The sequence below is a fragment of the Clostridium sp. AM34-9AC genome (assembly GCF_003480225.1).
Taxonomy (GTDB): domain Bacteria; phylum Bacillota; class Clostridia; order Lachnospirales; family Lachnospiraceae; genus Acetatifactor; species Acetatifactor acetigignens.
In genome coordinates this window covers 223,265-239,660 of sequence record NZ_QUIU01000002.1, presented here as the reverse complement: position 1 = coordinate 239,660, position 16,396 = coordinate 223,265, and the positions used below count along the sequence as shown (strand labels likewise).

Annotated in this window: 12 protein-coding genes; 2 read left to right on the top strand and 10 right to left on the bottom strand. The window is 49.1% G+C overall.

What is annotated here, in order from left to right:
* Nucleotides 1-2,037: collagen-binding domain-containing protein (locus DW835_RS02160; RefSeq protein ID WP_207665406.1), on the bottom strand; the 2,037-nt coding region annotated here is incomplete at its 3' end.
* 170 nt (nt 2,038-2,207) lie between these two features.
* Nucleotides 2,208-2,975, bottom strand: a complete 768-nt coding sequence (gene srtB / locus DW835_RS02155; protein ID WP_118504414.1) for a class B sortase — start codon at nt 2,973-2,975, stop codon at nt 2,208-2,210.
* Between the two features lie 144 nt (nt 2,976-3,119).
* On the opposite strand from srtB, the gene DW835_RS02150 reads away from it, so the two are divergent.
* Nucleotides 3,120-6,413: a phospholipid carrier-dependent glycosyltransferase gene (locus DW835_RS02150; RefSeq protein ID WP_118504412.1), complete on the top strand. Its 3,294-nt coding sequence runs from the start codon at nt 3,120-3,122 to the stop codon at nt 6,411-6,413.
* A 77-nt stretch (nt 6,414-6,490) separates the two neighbouring features.
* Here the strand turns inward: DW835_RS02150 and DW835_RS02145 are convergent, their stop codons facing one another.
* From DW835_RS02145 to DW835_RS02115, 7 genes are all read right to left on the bottom strand, one after another.
* Nucleotides 6,491-8,416 (bottom strand): ABC transporter ATP-binding protein, encoded by a 1,926-nt coding sequence (locus DW835_RS02145; RefSeq protein WP_117568996.1) that lies wholly within the window; start codon nt 8,414-8,416, stop codon nt 6,491-6,493.
* On the bottom strand, nt 8,416-10,170 hold the full coding sequence (locus DW835_RS02140) for an ABC transporter ATP-binding protein (RefSeq protein WP_118668668.1): 1,755 nt from the start codon (nt 10,168-10,170) through the stop codon (nt 8,416-8,418). The genes DW835_RS02145 and DW835_RS02140 overlap by 1 nt, the downstream gene beginning before the upstream one ends.
* A gap of 77 nt (nt 10,171-10,247) precedes the next feature.
* Nucleotides 10,248-10,751, bottom strand: a complete 504-nt coding sequence (locus tag DW835_RS02135) for a MarR family winged helix-turn-helix transcriptional regulator (protein ID WP_022313033.1) — start codon at nt 10,749-10,751, stop codon at nt 10,248-10,250.
* A 279-nt stretch (nt 10,752-11,030) separates the two neighbouring features.
* Nucleotides 11,031-12,092, bottom strand: coding sequence for an iron-containing alcohol dehydrogenase family protein (locus DW835_RS02130; RefSeq protein WP_118504409.1), 1,062 nt, complete (start codon nt 12,090-12,092; stop codon nt 11,031-11,033).
* A 92-nt stretch (nt 12,093-12,184) separates the two neighbouring features.
* A complete protein-coding gene (locus DW835_RS02125) occupies nt 12,185-12,667 on the bottom strand; it encodes a SpoVA/SpoVAEb family sporulation membrane protein (RefSeq protein ID WP_172594844.1) in 483 nt (160 codons plus the stop codon).
* A gap of 171 nt (nt 12,668-12,838) precedes the next feature.
* Nucleotides 12,839-13,060, bottom strand: a complete 222-nt coding sequence (locus DW835_RS02120; protein WP_118730600.1) for a hypothetical protein — start codon at nt 13,058-13,060, stop codon at nt 12,839-12,841.
* On the bottom strand, nt 13,051-13,404 hold the full coding sequence (locus DW835_RS02115; RefSeq protein WP_118730599.1) for an ATP-binding protein: 354 nt from the start codon (nt 13,402-13,404) through the stop codon (nt 13,051-13,053). The genes DW835_RS02120 and DW835_RS02115 overlap by 10 nt, the downstream gene beginning before the upstream one ends.
* 144 nt (nt 13,405-13,548) lie before the next feature.
* Between DW835_RS02115 and DW835_RS02110 the strand changes: the two genes are divergently transcribed.
* Nucleotides 13,549-15,684 (top strand): clostripain-related cysteine peptidase, encoded by a 2,136-nt coding sequence (locus tag DW835_RS02110; protein WP_182430208.1) that lies wholly within the window; start codon nt 13,549-13,551, stop codon nt 15,682-15,684.
* 7 nt (nt 15,685-15,691) lie between these two features.
* Here the strand turns inward: DW835_RS02110 and DW835_RS02105 are convergent, their stop codons facing one another.
* Nucleotides 15,692-16,378 carry a stage V sporulation protein AA gene (locus DW835_RS02105; protein WP_022313039.1) on the bottom strand — a complete coding sequence of 229 codons (687 nt, stop codon included), beginning with the start codon at nt 16,376-16,378 and terminating at the stop codon, nt 15,692-15,694.
* Nucleotides 16,379-16,396: the final 18 nt, after the last annotated feature.

Here is a 16,396-nt window from a genome sequence, read left to right as displayed (position 1 = left end):
AGGTGTTGCTGTTGGTGTAGGTTCCTCGGTTACTACTGGTACCGTCGGTGTCGGCGTAGGTTCTTCGGTTACCACCGGTACCGTCGGTGTCGGCGTAGGTTCTTCGGTTACCACCGGTACCGTCGGTGTCGGCGTAGGCTCTTCGGTTACCACCGGTACCGTCGGCGTAGGCGTAGGTTCTTCGGTTACCACCGGTACTGTCGGCGTCGGCGTAGGCTCCTCGGTTACCACCGGTACCGTCGGTGTCGGCGTAGGCTCCTCGGTTACTACCGGTATCGTCGGTGTCGGCGTAGGCTCCTTGGTTACCACCGGTACCGTCGGTGTCGGCGTAGGCTCCTCGGTTACTACCGGTGTCGGCGTAGGCTCCTCGGTTACTACCGGCGTAGGCGTAGGCTCCTCGGTTACTACCGGCGTAGGTGTAGGTTCCTCGGTTACTACCGGTACCGTCGGTGTCGGCGTAGGCTCCTCGGTTACCACCGGTACCGTCGGTGTCGGCGTAGGCTCCTCGGTTACCACCGGTACCGTCGGTGTCGGCGTAGGCTCCTCGGTTACCACCGGTACCGTCGGTGTCGGCGTAGGCTCCTCGGTTACCACCGGTACCGTCGGTGTCGGCGTAGGCTCCTCGGTTACCACCGGTACCGTCGGTGTCGGCGTAGGCTCCTCGGTTACCACCGGTACCGTCGGTGTCGGCGTAGGCTCCTCGGTTACCACCGGTACCGTCGGTGTCGGCGTAGGCTCCTCGGTTACCACCGGTACCGTCGGTGTCGGCGTAGGCTCCTCGGTTACCACCGGTACCGTCGGTGTCGGCGTAGGCTCCTCGGTTACCACCGGTACCGTCGGTGTCGGCGTAGGCTCCTCGGTTACCACCGGTACCGTCGGTGTCGGCGTAGGCTCCTCGGTTACCACCGGTACCGTCGGTGTCGGCGTAGGCTCCTCGGTTACCACCGGTACCGTCGGTGTCGGCGTAGGCTCCTCGGTTACCACCGGTACCGTCGGTGTCGGCGTAGGCTCCTCGGTTACCACCGGTACCGTCGGTGTCGGCGTAGGCTCCTCGGTTACCACCGGTACCGTCGGCGTCGGCGTAGGTTCCTCGGTTACTACCGGCGTAGGCGTAGGTTCCGGCTCATCCGGTTCGCACGGACAGTGAATCTCTCCACCCTGCTTATACTTATCCGCTATGATGCCTCCGACAACAGTTCCGCCATTATAGACAGTTGCATTCGGAGCCAGAATATATCCGAAAATAGAATTTACATTAACTTCTGTTGCATTGCCAAAGTTCCAAATAATTCTGTCTGCCCACAGCTGATGTTCCAATGCTTGCTTTTTTGCACCATGCGCATTCATCCAGCCGGTAATATTCACAGTTCCGGAATCACTTACATTTACCACAACTGTTTTTCCATAAAAAGCTGCGCCGGTGATCTCTTTGTCATAGTCTTCCATCCTGGTATTTAACTCAGCACTTGTTACATTCAATACCAGTTGTGTATCGTTATTTTCATCCGCCAAAGCATACAAGTCGTTGCTTTTCTGTACCATATTACCTGCCAGGACATTGCTGATCTCAGATGCAATATCTGTATCCCATACCTCACAGTTCTTCAGAAGATTTCCAGTATATAATTTATTTTCACCAGCTATAATATTATAACCCTGTCCAGTCACTTCCCGCTCAACAGAGTTCTGTGTTCCGTCAGAATTAGTAAGCGGAATTATCAGTTCCTTTTCGTCTGTTCTGCCTGACGCTGTATATTTAAGAATCTGATTCGGAGCAGAAAGATCTCCCAGATAAGATTTTCCCCCATAGCTTACCATGGAAACCTTTAATTCTCTAATTGCGGCATTTCCCTCAATATGGTCCAGATTTGAGGATACAAATTCATTTGTATATAATACAAATGAAAATGGATCATTTAAATCCGCACCTGCTGCCTGCACAGTAATCCCCTCGTTCCCTGCGACGGAACCTGCTACCAGTGCTGCTACCAGAACCTTTACTACTTTTTCCCTTACATACTTGCTAAATCTGCTCATCTGATTTCTCCCTCAATGAAATCCAATGTTTTTCACGTTTTACAACGTTTTCGTTCCTCTTTACAACTATTAAGACGGAAGTGCTTTCAAAAAGGGTTCAGATTTTTTATTAAAAATGTGATTTTTTGCTTATTCTTGTCCTCTGCTTATCTGTTTGTAGTACTATATTCCTAATAATCGGCAGTTTCTGTCAGTACTCCATGGATCAGAGCCCGCCTTTTTGTACCGGATGAGCCGTAGCAGGTAGATAGGGATACGATATTTCCCCTGTCACTTAAGTCTGCATCTGAAGCATACAGGGAATGTTCCGTGGCCCACTGCACATAATCATCATAGGAGGCATCTGAGGTAAACGTGGCAAAACGGTCACTGGTACTCTTTGTTTCATAATAGGAAAAAATCTCATAAATGTAGACTTTATCTTCCGTGTATATATAGAAGTAAGGATTCTCCTCGCAGCTTGCCGTCCCCTTCAGCAAATTTTTAAAAGCCCCAAACATGCTCTCATCCCGCATATTATGTCCGAATACAAAGGTATTCCTGTCTGACCAGTCTGCTGAAGCCCCACAGTCCATGAAAATGCATCCAGCATTCACACTCTCCCCCTCGAAGGAATGCTTCAGATAATAGTCATTGTCCTCCCCCTGTACCACCGGATAACTGATGTCCAATGCCGGGAAATAGAGCCATCCACGAAAATCCGGGTTGTTCCTGATAAGTTCGGCAAAGTCGATCTGTAGCTCCGGATAATTTTTCTCCGCAATCTCTTCCTGTGTTTCCCCCGCCGCAGGCTCTGCCACCACCTCCTGGCGGATGGCATCGTATTCATTTTTTGCTCTCTGCTCTGACAGATAAGAATGCAGACTCATTCCTCCGGTCACCAGTACCGCTGCCGCCAGCACTGCTGTGATCGCATTTTCCGCTTTTTTATTTTTCATGCCAGTTTCCCCTTCCTGCAAGAATCGTTATAATTTGTTAATGATTATACCTTATTTTTCCGCATTCGTCTTTACGAAAGAGTTATTTTTTGATATTTTTAAGGTATGATTTTAAATAAGAAACTATTGGGGGAATAAAATCTTATGATACATCTTTTTGCACTGCTTTCACTGCTTTTGTGCGGTGTCTGCTATACTGGCTTTCAGAACAGTTCTCATTTCCACAATACAGGCAACCGGCGTTCTCTTCTGTTTCTTGTATTTGGCGGTGCCCTGCTTCTGCGCCTGCTCCTTGCATACACCACCCACGGCTTCAGTAATGATATCGCCTGTTTTGCAGCCTGGGCTGACCGGATTTTCACTTTAGGGCCAGGGCAGTTCTATTCTGCCGAGATGTTTACGGACTATCCGCCCGGTTTCATGTATGTATTGTATCTGATCGGAGCGTTACGATCTCTGCTGCAGATTCCTTATTATTCCGATCTGCATATTTTACTGTTAAAATTACCCGCAATTCTCTGTGATATTGCCTGTGGGTTTCTACTCCACAGAGAGGCGGTAAAGCGACTGCATTTTTCCGATCTGCAGGGAATCTTTGCTGCCTCTGCGTATCTGTTCCAGCCGGCGGTCATTCTGAATTCTTCCTGTTGGGGACAGGTGGATTCCGTATACACGCTGATGATCATCCTTATGTGCCTGTTCCTCATGAAGGGAAACCTGCTTCCTGCCTATGCTGTCTACGGACTGGGTGTCCTGTTAAAGCCACAGATGCTGATCTTCACGCCGGTACTGCTGACAGGGATCTGGGACCATGTGTTCTTACAGGATTTTTCCTGGCGGAAATTCTTCTATAATTTGTGCGGTGGTCTGGTTGTCATCTGCGGGATGCTCCTTCTGTGCGCTCCTTTCGGATTAACCGCTGCGATCTCACAATATACTTCAACGTTGGGATCCTATGAATATGCAGCCATCAATGCCTACAATTTCTGGGGACTATTAGGAATGAACTGGGTCGACCAGAACACGATTTTCCTCTTCCTGCCCTGTAAGACCTGGGGCACTATCGTGATCCTGCTGATCGTACTCTTTACCTTCCTTATTGCAGCCCGCTGCCGGAAAGAGCCTTCAAGATATTTCTGTCTCGGTGCCTTTATCATCCTGACGATGTTCCTGTTCTCCGTCCGTATGCATGAGCGTTATATGTATCCCGGTCTGGCACTGTTGCTTTTCTGCTGCCTGTACCGGCCCTCTACACCTCTCTGGAAATGCTTCAGTGGATTTGCAGTGCTGCATTTTTACAACACCGCCAATGTGCTGTACCATTACGATCCGCAGAATTATGACCGCAAGGCTCCCATCATTCTGCTGGTATCTGCCGGAATGTTGTGCTGCCTGTATTATTTCTATAAGATCATCTGGAAATATTATGTTCACGATGAAACAGGGACTGCCACCAATGCGAAGACGCAGACCGCAACAGGCCGCAGAGCTTCCGGGCATACTGCTTCCACAAGATCTGCCGCAGGACTCGGACAAAGACTTCGAGAATATTTTCTCTCTCCCCTGGAGCCCATTCCTTCCGAAGAGAGAATCCATTTCACGAAACCGGATCTGTGCCTGTTGCTGGCAATCGGTATTCTGTACAGTTGCTTTGCCCTCTATGATCTGGGAGACCGCAAAGCTCCGACAACAACTTATGATATGTCGGGAGAATTACAGGCCATCGAGCTGGAATTCCCCGAAGATGCGCTGCCTGTGACTATGGCCAGTTATCTGGCTCCCTGGCACCAGCGACATTTTGGGATGGATGTCAAAAGTAATGCCGAAGGCTCCTGGACTTATCTCGGTGAGATCATTTTAAACAATGTCTTCACCTGGCAGGATGTCTCCCTGCAGGATCTGCTGACACAGGCCACAGAAAACGGTACTTCTGATGTGTCTGCCACAACCAGATATCTGCGTCTGTCATTGACGGATAATGATGCCTCTCTGATTGAACTGGTCTTCCTGGACGCGAATGGCAACATCACACGCCCGTTGAACGCAGATGCCTACCCTACACTGTTTGACGAAAGCGATCTGTACCCGGAACGCTATTCCTTCCGCAACAGCATGTATTTCGATGAAATCTATCACGCACGCACGGCTTACGAGTTCCTTCACGGCCTGCCGACCTACGAAAATACCCACCCGCCTCTGGGCAAGATCTTCATCGCCCTGGGTGTTGCCATCTTTGGAATGAATCCTTTCGGCTGGCGTATCATGGGTACTCTGTTCGGCATTGCCATGCTGCCGTTTATCTACCTGCTGGGGAAAAAAATGACAAGGAATACACCTGCAGCAGCTCTGGCCTGCTTCCTGTTTGCCTTTGATTTTATGCATTTTACGCAGACAAGGATTGCCACCATCGATGTTTATATCACGTTCTTTGTGATTGCAATGTACTATTTTATGTACTACTATTGTTCTATGAGTTTTTACGATACACCGTTGTATAAGACCTTTGTGCCTCTGGGCTTATGCGGCATCTGCATGGGACTGGGAATTGCCAGCAAATGGACCGGTATCTATGCGGGCTGTGGACTGGCCCTGCTGTTTTTTGCGCATCTGCTGCGACGCTACCGGGAATACCTCTATGCCAAAGCCCATCCCGGAAAAAGCACCAACGGCATGGAGCATCAGCAGATTGTAAAGAAATTCCCGGATTATACGGTAAAGACGATCGACTTCTGCCTGACCTTTTTCGTGCTGGTTCCGGCCGTAATCTATCTGTTGTCCTACCTGCCCTTTGTAGACAATTCCCATCCGGGACTTTTTGACCGTATGCTGACCAACCAGACTTCCATGTTCAACTATCACAGCGGCCTGGAGGCAACGCATCCTTATTCCTCTTCCTGGTATCAGTGGCCCACTATGGTCCGCCCGATCTGGTATTATTCCGGTTATGTGACTGATGCCGTCAAGGAAGGGATCAGTGCCTTCGGTAATCCTCTGGTGTGGTGGGTCGGCATTCCGGCATTTTTGTATGTGCTGTATCTGCTTGTCGCCCACAGCAGTTTCCTGCGTGCCCTGACAGGCAAAGCTGACGCTTCCTCTGCGACAACTCCCCTGTCCCGCAGAGAATATCATGCTGCCGCATTTCTGGTGGTTGGCTACCTGGCGCAATATCTGCCCTGGTTCTTCGTCACCAGAATCACCTTCATCTACCACTATTTCCCCAGCACACCGTTTGTGGTACTGATGATCGTGTACAGCCTGATGCAGCTGAAAAAGCGGGTATCCAACCGCACTTTTGCAGTCATCTGCTGTGCCTATGCCGTGCTGGCCTTCGGTCTGTTCCTGCTGTTCTATCCGGTACTTTCGGGTCAGCCGGTGGATGTGGATTTTGTAGTAAAATACTTACGCTGGCGGGATACCTGGGTGTTGATCTCGGGTTAAGTCATTTTTATAAAATACTTCATATAAAAAACAGTGCCAATCCAGGCACTGTTTTTTGGTATAGCATATCTATTCACTTACCCCTCAGCGATCGCATTACCGGTATACAACTGATAATATCTGCCCTTCTGGGCGATGAGTTCATCGTGGTTGCCGCGCTCGATGATGCGGCCCTGTTCCAGAACCATGATGCAGTCACTGTTCTTGACAGTAGAAAGTCTGTGGGCGATGACGAAAGTGGTTCTTCCTTTCATCAACTTATCCATGCCGTCCTGTACAATTTTCTCGGTACGGGTATCGATAGAGCTGGTAGCCTCATCCAGGATCAGTACCGGAGGATCCGCTACGGCTGCTCTGGCAATAGAAAGCAGTTGTCTCTGACCCTGGCTTAAGTTCGCACCGTCACCGGTGAGGACTGTGTTGTAACCATCCGGAAGCTGACGGATAAAGGTATCCGCGTTAGCCAGTTTTGCTGCGGCAATGACTTCCTCGTCTGTAGCATCCAGCTTACCGAAACGAATATTGTCCATAACGGTAGCGGTGAACAAATGGGTATCCTGCAATACGATACCCAGAGACTTCCGCAGATCCGCTTTTTTGATCTTGTTGATATTGATGCCGTCGTAACGGATCTTACCATCCTGAATATCATAAAAACGGTTGATCAGGTTCGTGATCGTGGTCTTGCCGGCACCGGTGGAGCCTACAAATGCAATCTTCTGACCGGGCTTTGCATACATCTCGATGTTATGCAGCACGATCTTGTCATCATTGTAGCCGAAGTCCACATCATCGAATACTACTTCACCCTGTAATTCAATATAATCTACGGAACCATCTGCCTGATGCACATGCTTCCATGCCCACATACCGGTTCTCTCGGTACACTCCACGATCTTGCCGTTTACCTTCTTGGCACGGACGATGGTCACATATCCCTCGTCGGTCTCTACCGGCTCATCCAGCAGATCGAAGACTCTCTTGGCACCAGCCTGTGCCATAACGATACTGTTCAGCTGCTGGCTGACCTGGCTGATAGGCATGTTGAAGCTCTTGTTAAAAGTTAAGAAGCTGGCAAGCTTACCCAGCGTCAGTCCTGCGAAACCACCCAGCGCCATGGCACCACCGACGATGGCACATACCACATAGCTTAAGTTACCCAGCTGGGCATTGATGGGTCCCATCAGGTTTGCGAACTTATTCGCATTGTATGCGCTGTCGCACAGTTCATCATTCAGAGCCTTGAACTCCTCCAGACTCTTATCTTCATGGCAGAATACTTTGACTACCTTCTGGCCTTCCATCATTTCCTCAATGTAACCGTTGACTTTACCGATATTCTTCTGCTGCTTTACGAAATATTTTCCGCTTAAGCCCGCTACCTTACCAGTGACGAACATCATCAGTGCCACCATGATCAGACTGACTGCTGTCAGAGGCACACTTAATACCAGCATACTTCCCAGGGTACCGACTACGGTGATGAAGCTGGAAAATACCTGCGGGATACTCTGGCTGATCATCTGACGTAAAGTATCAATATCATTGGTGTAAATGGACATGATATCGCCGTGGGAATGGGTATCAAAATACTTGATCGGCAGCTTTTCCATGTGTTCGAACAGATCATCACGGAGATTCTTCAGTGTTCCCTGAGTTATGGTTACCATGATACGGTTGTAAGCATAAGTGGCCGCCACACCGACCAGATAAAAACCAGCCACACGGACAATTTCCCGGAACAGATTGCCAAAGTCAGGAGTCTTCTGTCCGATCATGGGCATGATATAGTCATCGATCAGTCTCTGCATGAACAGAGTACCCTGAATGCTTGCCACAACGCTCAGTACAATACAGATCAACACAAAGATAAAGTGAATGCCATAATTTTTAAAGATATATGCCATCAGTCGTTTAAATACTTTTCCCGGATTCTCAATACGTGTACCGCCCTGCATTCTTCTGCCGGGTCCACGCATTCCGCCGCCCATAGGTCCTGGCATTATGACTCACCTCCATTCTCATCAAAGTCGCCGCCACCCGTCTGGGTCTGGGCTTCATATACTTCCTTATAGATCTCATTAGTACGAAGCAGTTCTTCGTGAGGTGCAAATGCATCGATCTTACCGTTATCCATAACGATGATACGATCTGCATCCTGAATACTGGAGATACGCTGTGCAATGATGATTTTCGTCGTACCGGGGATCTCCGTGGCAAATGCCTTACGGATCTTCGCATCGGTAGCGGTATCCACGGCACTGGTAGAGTCATCCAGAATCAGTACCTTCGGCTTTTTCAGCAGTGCTCTGGCAATACACAGTCTCTGCTTCTGTCCGCCGGATACGTTACTTCCGCCCTGTTCAATATAGGTATTGTATTTCTCTGGCATCTTCTCAATGAATTCATCGGCGCAGGCCAGACGACAGGCACGGATGCATTCCTCTTCAGTAGCATTCTCATCGCCCCAACGGAGATTCTCTAAGATGGTACCGGAGAACAGCACGTTCTTCTGTAATACTACGGATACTTCGTTACGCAGAGTCTCCAGATCATAGCTTCTGACATCCTTACCGCCGACATAGACCGTACCCTCATTTACATCATACAGACGGCTGATGAGGTTCACCAGACTGGTCTTGGAACTACCGGTACCACCCAGAATACCGATGGTCTCTCCGGCTTTGATCTCAAAGTTCAAATCATCCAGTACCGGCTTCTCACTCTGTTTGTTATAGCGGAAGGTCACATGATCAAAACGGATACTACCGTCTGTCACATCGTAGTCAGGCTGTTCAGGATTGGTGATATCTGCCTTCTCTTCCAGTACTTCTGCAATACGCCTTGCACTGGCTGCACTCATGGTCATCATAACGAAGATCATGGCTAACATCATCAGATTCATCAGGATACTCATGCAGTAGGTCAGCAGGCTCATCAGTTCACCGGTGGTCAACTGGCTGGCAACGATCATGTGAGCGCCAAGCCAGCTGATTCCAAGGATACAGCCGTATACGGTAAACTGCATTACCGGCCATACATAAGTCATGGTACATTCTGCTTTTTTGAACATCTTGTAGATGTTGTAGCTGGCCTTATGGAACTTGTCGATCTCATAGTCCTCACGCACATAAGCCTTTACCACACGCTGTGCGGCTACGTTCTCCTGTACGCTGGCATTTAAATCATCGTATTTCTTGAATACTTCACTGAAATACTTGGACACTGCTCTCATAATAAAAATGATAACGATTCCAAGGAACACTACCGCCACCAGATAAATGCTTGCCACTCTTGCATTGATCAGGAACGCCATCAGCATAGCACAGATCAGGCTGACCGGTGCGCGGAAGCACATACGTAAGAGCATCTGGTAAGCGTTCTGGATATTGGTAACATCCGTGGTCATACGGGTGACCAGTCCTGCCGTGGAGAACTTATCAATGTTGGAGAAAGAGAAGGTCTGAATGTTCTCATACATGGCCTCTCTTAAATTTCTGGCAAAACCGGTGGATGCTTTCGCACCGTATTTACCACCCATGACACCGGCGAACAATCCGACAATAGCTGCCAGGATCATGTAACAACCGATGACAAAAATATGTTTCATATCTCCCGCCTGCACGCCGTCATCAATGATGGATGCCATCAGGAGCGGAATCACCATTTCCATGGCTACTTCCAGGATCATGAAAATAGGAGTTACAAGAGATGCACTCTTATATTCCTTGATCTGTTTTGCTAATGTTTTGATCATAGCTGGTTTCCTTTCTTGTATTTTTCTATCCTATAATAAATGTTTTGTAACCTCTCTGTTATGCATGACTGCCAGCATCACTCGTTCCGGCATGGCCCGTTACAACGTCCGGTCCGCCTGCTGTCCTGTCCCAGATTCTGCATCATCTTATCTAAAATAGTTAAGAATGTCTGCTTCTCTTCTTCGGTAATACCGTTCTCCAGCTCTCGGTTGAAATCCCGGATCTGCTCTTCGATCAGATTGTGATGCTCGATTGCTTTCTCCGTCAACAGGATCCTTTTCAGTCGGGCATCCTCCGTGGATGCCACCCGGACGATATAGCCCTTCTGTTCCAGACTTTGGAGCATTACCGTTGCCGTGGATCTGCGGATTCGGAATTCCTTCTCCACATCCTTCTGATATACATCGCCGTTCCGGCTCTTGTGATACAGATATCCCAACAGCGGCCCCTGCATTCCGTTGATTTCATTTCCTTCCATCTGAGCAAAGATCGCATCGATCTTCCGGCGGATCATGTTGTTGGCGGCCTTGATCTCAAATCCAAGCTGACGGTTCGTCAGTACACTTGTCTCCTCGTTCATCCTGCCTCCTTATCTCCTATGCCTCTAATGCGGTGTTCGTCAAATCCTCATGCCAGCATGGGATTTTCCTCTCTACTCGCGCAAACTATGAGAAACACGCTTCGCGAGTTTCTCAAGTTATCGCGGCAGTCGCCAAGGTCTCGTGCAAGCACGGACTTTGGCTCGTTGCTCGCGTAAATAAAAATGTTAGATAGCTAACCATTTTTGTTAGCCATCTAACATTATAACGCAATCTTTTATGTTTGCAAGAAAAAAAGTATAAACTCTTTATAAACTCCGTCAATCCTTCAGTACCCGGTTCAGGACTTCATCTTCCAGCACCAGTTTCTTTGCTGCTTCGCGGTATTCTTCCTCGTGGAGATAGGTATGGCGGTGGGGTTTGATGGTGGGAGCCATGTCGATGGCTTTGAGGAAATCGGCCTTCTTCATATGTAAGGTTGCCACGTAATCCCAGAATCCGGTATCTTTAAGTACCGTGCTGACACGGATGTAACGGTGATCCTGTACCTTTGCCATGATATAGGTGGCAATACCTACCTGGATGCCATGAAGCTGCGGCACTTCCAGGATCTTATCCAATGCATGGGAAATCAGGTGCTCACTTCCGCTGGTAGGGGCACTGCTGCCGGCAATCTCGTTGGCAATACCGCTCATGGCCAGAGAATCCAGCAGTTCTTTTAGGAACAGCTCGTCCTTGATGCTCTCATAAGGGGTACGAACGAAGCTGTTCACCGCTTTCTTTGCGATCATCACTGCAAAATCATTCACCTCACCGCAGCCGGCCTTTTCTTCGAAAATCCAGTCATAGAGTGCCGTGATCTTGGAAATCATATCTCCGATGCCGGAGTAAATGAACTTCTCCGGAGCGGTACGGATCACCTGGGTATCCACGATAATGCCATAAGCCAGTCTGGCAGGGACAGAAGTACGCTTTCCCTGCACCAGAAGAGATGCGCTGGCACTGGAAAAGCCGTCGCTTGAACTGGAAGTCGGCACACTGATAAAAGGAAGGTTCCGCAGAAATGCCGCATATTTTCCGGCATCGATGACCTTGCCTCCACCGATAGAGATCACCGCCTTTGCCTTGTTGGGAATTGCGAAAGCCAGCGTAATGATATCGTCAATATCCACCGTATCCAATTCATTGTATTCCAGAACATTCACGTCCGCTTCCTTCAGTGAATTCATGACCAGCTCTCCGAACATATCGATCAGTCCGTTACCGAAAAATAACACTACCTGATCCAGACCTTCCGTTTTTAAATAACCACCGATCTTACCTAATGCCCCGTTTCCGATCTTCAGGATGGACGGGATCGCCATCTCTTTTCCTATCTGCATGGTAATCTCTCCTTTAACATTTCATAAAAAAACTTTGCCCGAAACCGCGTCCGGACAAAGTCATTTTACACTGTTTTCTATTTCAGTTCAACTTACAATTGGATCCCGAACATCTGCAGCACCCAGCAGATCAGTCCCAATGCCCAGCTGGCGAAAATTCCGTACAGGATCACAGGTCCTGCAATGGTGAATATCTTGCAGCCGATACCGAATACCTGGCCTTCTTTCTGGTATTCCACCGCCGGGGCTGTCACGGAATTGGCAAAGCCGGTGATGGGTACTAAGGCTCCTGCACCTCCCCATTTGACGATCTTGGGATAAATATGCAATGCCGTGAGTACCACCGATGCAAACACCAGGATCAGGGAACACCAGCTGCCTGCCGTCTGGGGATCCATTCCCAGCACATTGCCGGTATAGTTCAGGATTCCCTGCCCGATACAGCAGATGATCCCACCGGTCAGAAACGCTTTTCCCATCTGTGCCCACAGATTGTGGGTGGGAGTCACCGATTTGACATACTGTTCGTATTCCTGCTTCTGCTGTACATCCGGTTGTGCCGGATTCCCGGACATATGCGGGGTCTCTTTCTGCATCTTCTGCTGATTGCCCTGTTTTGTGTCTTCCTGTTTCATAGATGTACCATGCCTTTCCGCCGCCCGGCCGCTTGCACGGCAGGCAGACTCTGTGACTGCTCTCTCTGATAACAGAATGTCCTTTTTCACTCTTTTTATGTATGCTTCTATTTACAAATTTTCTTTTAACACAGTTTTCTTCCATAAAAACAGACTTCTCAACAGCTCCGCAACCTCTGCCACGGCGGTATCCATATCATTTCCGGTATCCATGATCTGTTCCGCATCCATAAGATTATGATCTTCTGCCAGTGTCTTGTGCACCATATCCGGTGTCGCCACCATCTGCTGCAATTTCACCGCGTCATAATAATACCCCGGTGTCACATCCACCGGAAGCCATCCAATACCGTCGAAATAGACCTCCGCGGTCGCAGGATCCTGCGGCCGCGGAACGCGTTATCCGCATTCTGTTCCCGATTCTCTGTTGTCGTTTTCTCTTCGATACTGCCTTCCTCTGCCAGAGGCAGCTGAAAAAACACGGTGAAATCCGAGCCCTTATCTTTCAGACTCTCTACGACGATTTCTCCGCCCATGAGCTGTACCAGCTGATCCGTGATGGCCATACCGATTCCGGTGTCATGTACCCGGATCATGAGGTCCACACCGTTTTCCTGTAAAAAAGTCTTTTCTTCTTTCCTGTGGTTCTGACTGTCCACCGGATTCCGGCTCCCCATCTTTTTACGAAAAAAAAAGAACCAGAATTTTGTTTTTTCTTTGGTATTTTTTCAGATTGTAAGCAATTACACTGTTTGACGCTCTCTTTTTTTCATGCGATAATGGGCGATGAGTATAAATTTTATTTCATGAGGGAGATTATTATGAAAAAAAGAACAAGGAAAAAGTTACGGGCCCTTTGGGGTCTGCTGCTGGTCCCCGTGGTTCTGACCGGGTGCCGCATCCGTACCACGCCTATGGGCGTATTTGCACAGATCCTGGAGTATGCCGGACAAAACAATTCGCAGGCATCCTCGCCTCACGGTCATGGTACTTACCATACCGAATCACAGCCGTCTTCCACCCCTATTCCCCAGATGGATTACGACTCGCTGGATGCTATCGGTGAGGTCCAGACCATCATGGTCTATCTGGTAGGCTCAGATCTGGAATCCGATTACGGTAATGCCAGTCTGGATCTGGACGAGATGGAAACGGCCGGAGTGGACACAGCGCACAATAATATTCTGGTCTATGCCGGTGGTGCATCCGAATGGCAGGACCGCGGCCTGTCCAGTGACGAATGCACCGTCCTGCTGTTGACCGACACCGGTTTCGTCCCCGTGGATACCTATCCGGCGGAAAACATGGGGGATCCCCTGACTTTGAGCAGCTTTTTAAATTACGGTTTTGATTTCTTCCCGGCAGATTCCTACAGCCTGATCCTCTGGGATCACGGCGGCGGACCAGTGCTGGGCTACGGCGTAGATGAGAATTTCCGTGACCTTCTGACGCTGGATGAACTGTCCGAGGCGCTGGAAGATTCCGTGGGTGCACACATGACAAAACTGGAATGGATCGGCTTTGATGCCTGCCTGATGAGTTCCCTGGAAGTGGCTTCCGTGCTGGCTCCCTACGCCAACTATATGATTGCCTCCCAGGAGACCGAACCCGGTTGGGGCTGGAATTACGATTTCCTGTCAGAGCTGTCCGATGAGGTGATCCCGGGCGATGTCATGGGGGAATATATCGTGGATTCCTACATGGATTACGGGGAATACGTCTTCGACATCTATCCGAATCTGTATTCCGACCTGACGCTCTCCTGCGTCGATCTGAGCGCCTATGCTGAAGCCGAAGAAGCTCTGAACGATTATTTTGCGGAACTGGACACTTCTCTGGATGTGCAGAATTACCCCAGACTGGTGCGTAACCGTGCACGGGTGAGAGACTTCGGTACTTACTCCTCCGATATGAATTACGGCATGGTGGATGTCCTGCATCTGTTAGAACTGGTGGGGAATGATTCTGAAGCCGCACAGGCTGCCACAGAGGCCGTAGAAAACTGTATCGTCTATTCCGACACCAACATGGACAATGCCGGAGGAATCTCTATCTGCTATCCTTACCAGACGGATACGGATTACCGGGATGCCTGCATTGAAATGTTATATTATCTGGACTTTGCTCCCAATTACACCCGTTTTCTGGAAGACTTTTACGCCATTGAAAACGGTGACACCCTGCTGGCAGATCGAGAGATCTCCAATGCGGAGACTTCCGTCACCACCCAGAACGACGGTGCTTACGATGAATCCGACATTACCTTGCAGCTGACCCCCGAACAGCAGGCGAACTTTGCCTCCGGCGGCTACTACATCCTCTGCAAAGCCAGGGACGAAGGCTATATTACCGCGGAGGAAGACGAACGTGCCGATGATATGTATCTCTTCATTCAGGGAAGTACCCGTGTGACTCTGGATGAAAATGGTTTCTTACATGCTGCTTACAAAAATAACGCTGTCTACATGCAGGATCAGGACGGTCTCTCCGATATTCCCATGATCCTGACAGAGACCGATATCAGCGACACAGAGAATCGTTATCTGGCACATGCGGTGCTGATGAATTATACTGACAACTGGGAATCCCAGACGGCGAAAGTACAGATCGTCGTCAGCGACGAATATCCCGATGGTATCATCCGTAGTGCGATTCCTCTGGATCATGACGATGCGGAATTGCAGAGTGCCAGCAAGCAGTTGATCCATCTGGATGACTATGAGACTATGTCCTTAATGGCAAGATGCAGCTACGTGACCCGGGATGATAACGGTAATCTGTTGAACTTCTTCGACTGGGAAAAATCCGGCTGGATGATGGGCTTCGATGTGGATCTGACCGGTGATTATCATACCGTGGTACAGCCGCTGAATCACCCGGAAAATTACGTATGCATCTTCTTCATGAAGGATTCCCAGGGGAATACCTCTTATTCCGAAATGATTCCGCTAAAATAAGGGAAGGTCAGCTTTCCAGCTCTTTTCCTTCTCTTCCTGCTTGTTCGATCAGGGTCTTATCCACGTCGGTCTCGTAGTTTTTGATGGAGACTTCGACGGGGGTAGGATCCTTGGTCAGGCGCCTGCCACCGACATGATTGAAGAAAACGATAATGCCAGCTGCCAGCCCAAGAGAATAGAATACTTCCAACGTATTCAAGCCTCCGGGTTCAGCACCCATGGCCATCCGGTACACTTCCGTGAAAACCTCATTGATCCCCACATCATTATGGTAAGCCATGATCGTATAGGCTGTACCGAAAAAGCTGATCAGGCACACAAAAGCAGCCTTGATCCACTGCTGCCAGCCTTTGTGTCTGTTCACACAGATCCATTCCACCAGCACATCTGTCTCTCCAACCACCTGCACATCGATCTCCGGACAGATTTCTTCCATAAGACTTACCAGTTTCAGACAACTGATCACACATCGTTTTTCGCCGTCCTTGGGAAAATGATAAATTTTGATGGCTTTTAGTTTTGCCTGCAATACCGGATCCTGACAGCGAATCTCTGCCACATCTTTCAGGAAAACATCCTGTGCCTGCACCTCCGCACTTCTGTCACATTTCAGATAAACCGTCTGCTGCTTCATATACCCTGTCCCTTCCTGCCGTTTCTGCTCTGCATAGACATATTTTCCCAGATTGTCCATATTATTTGTGTGCTTGCT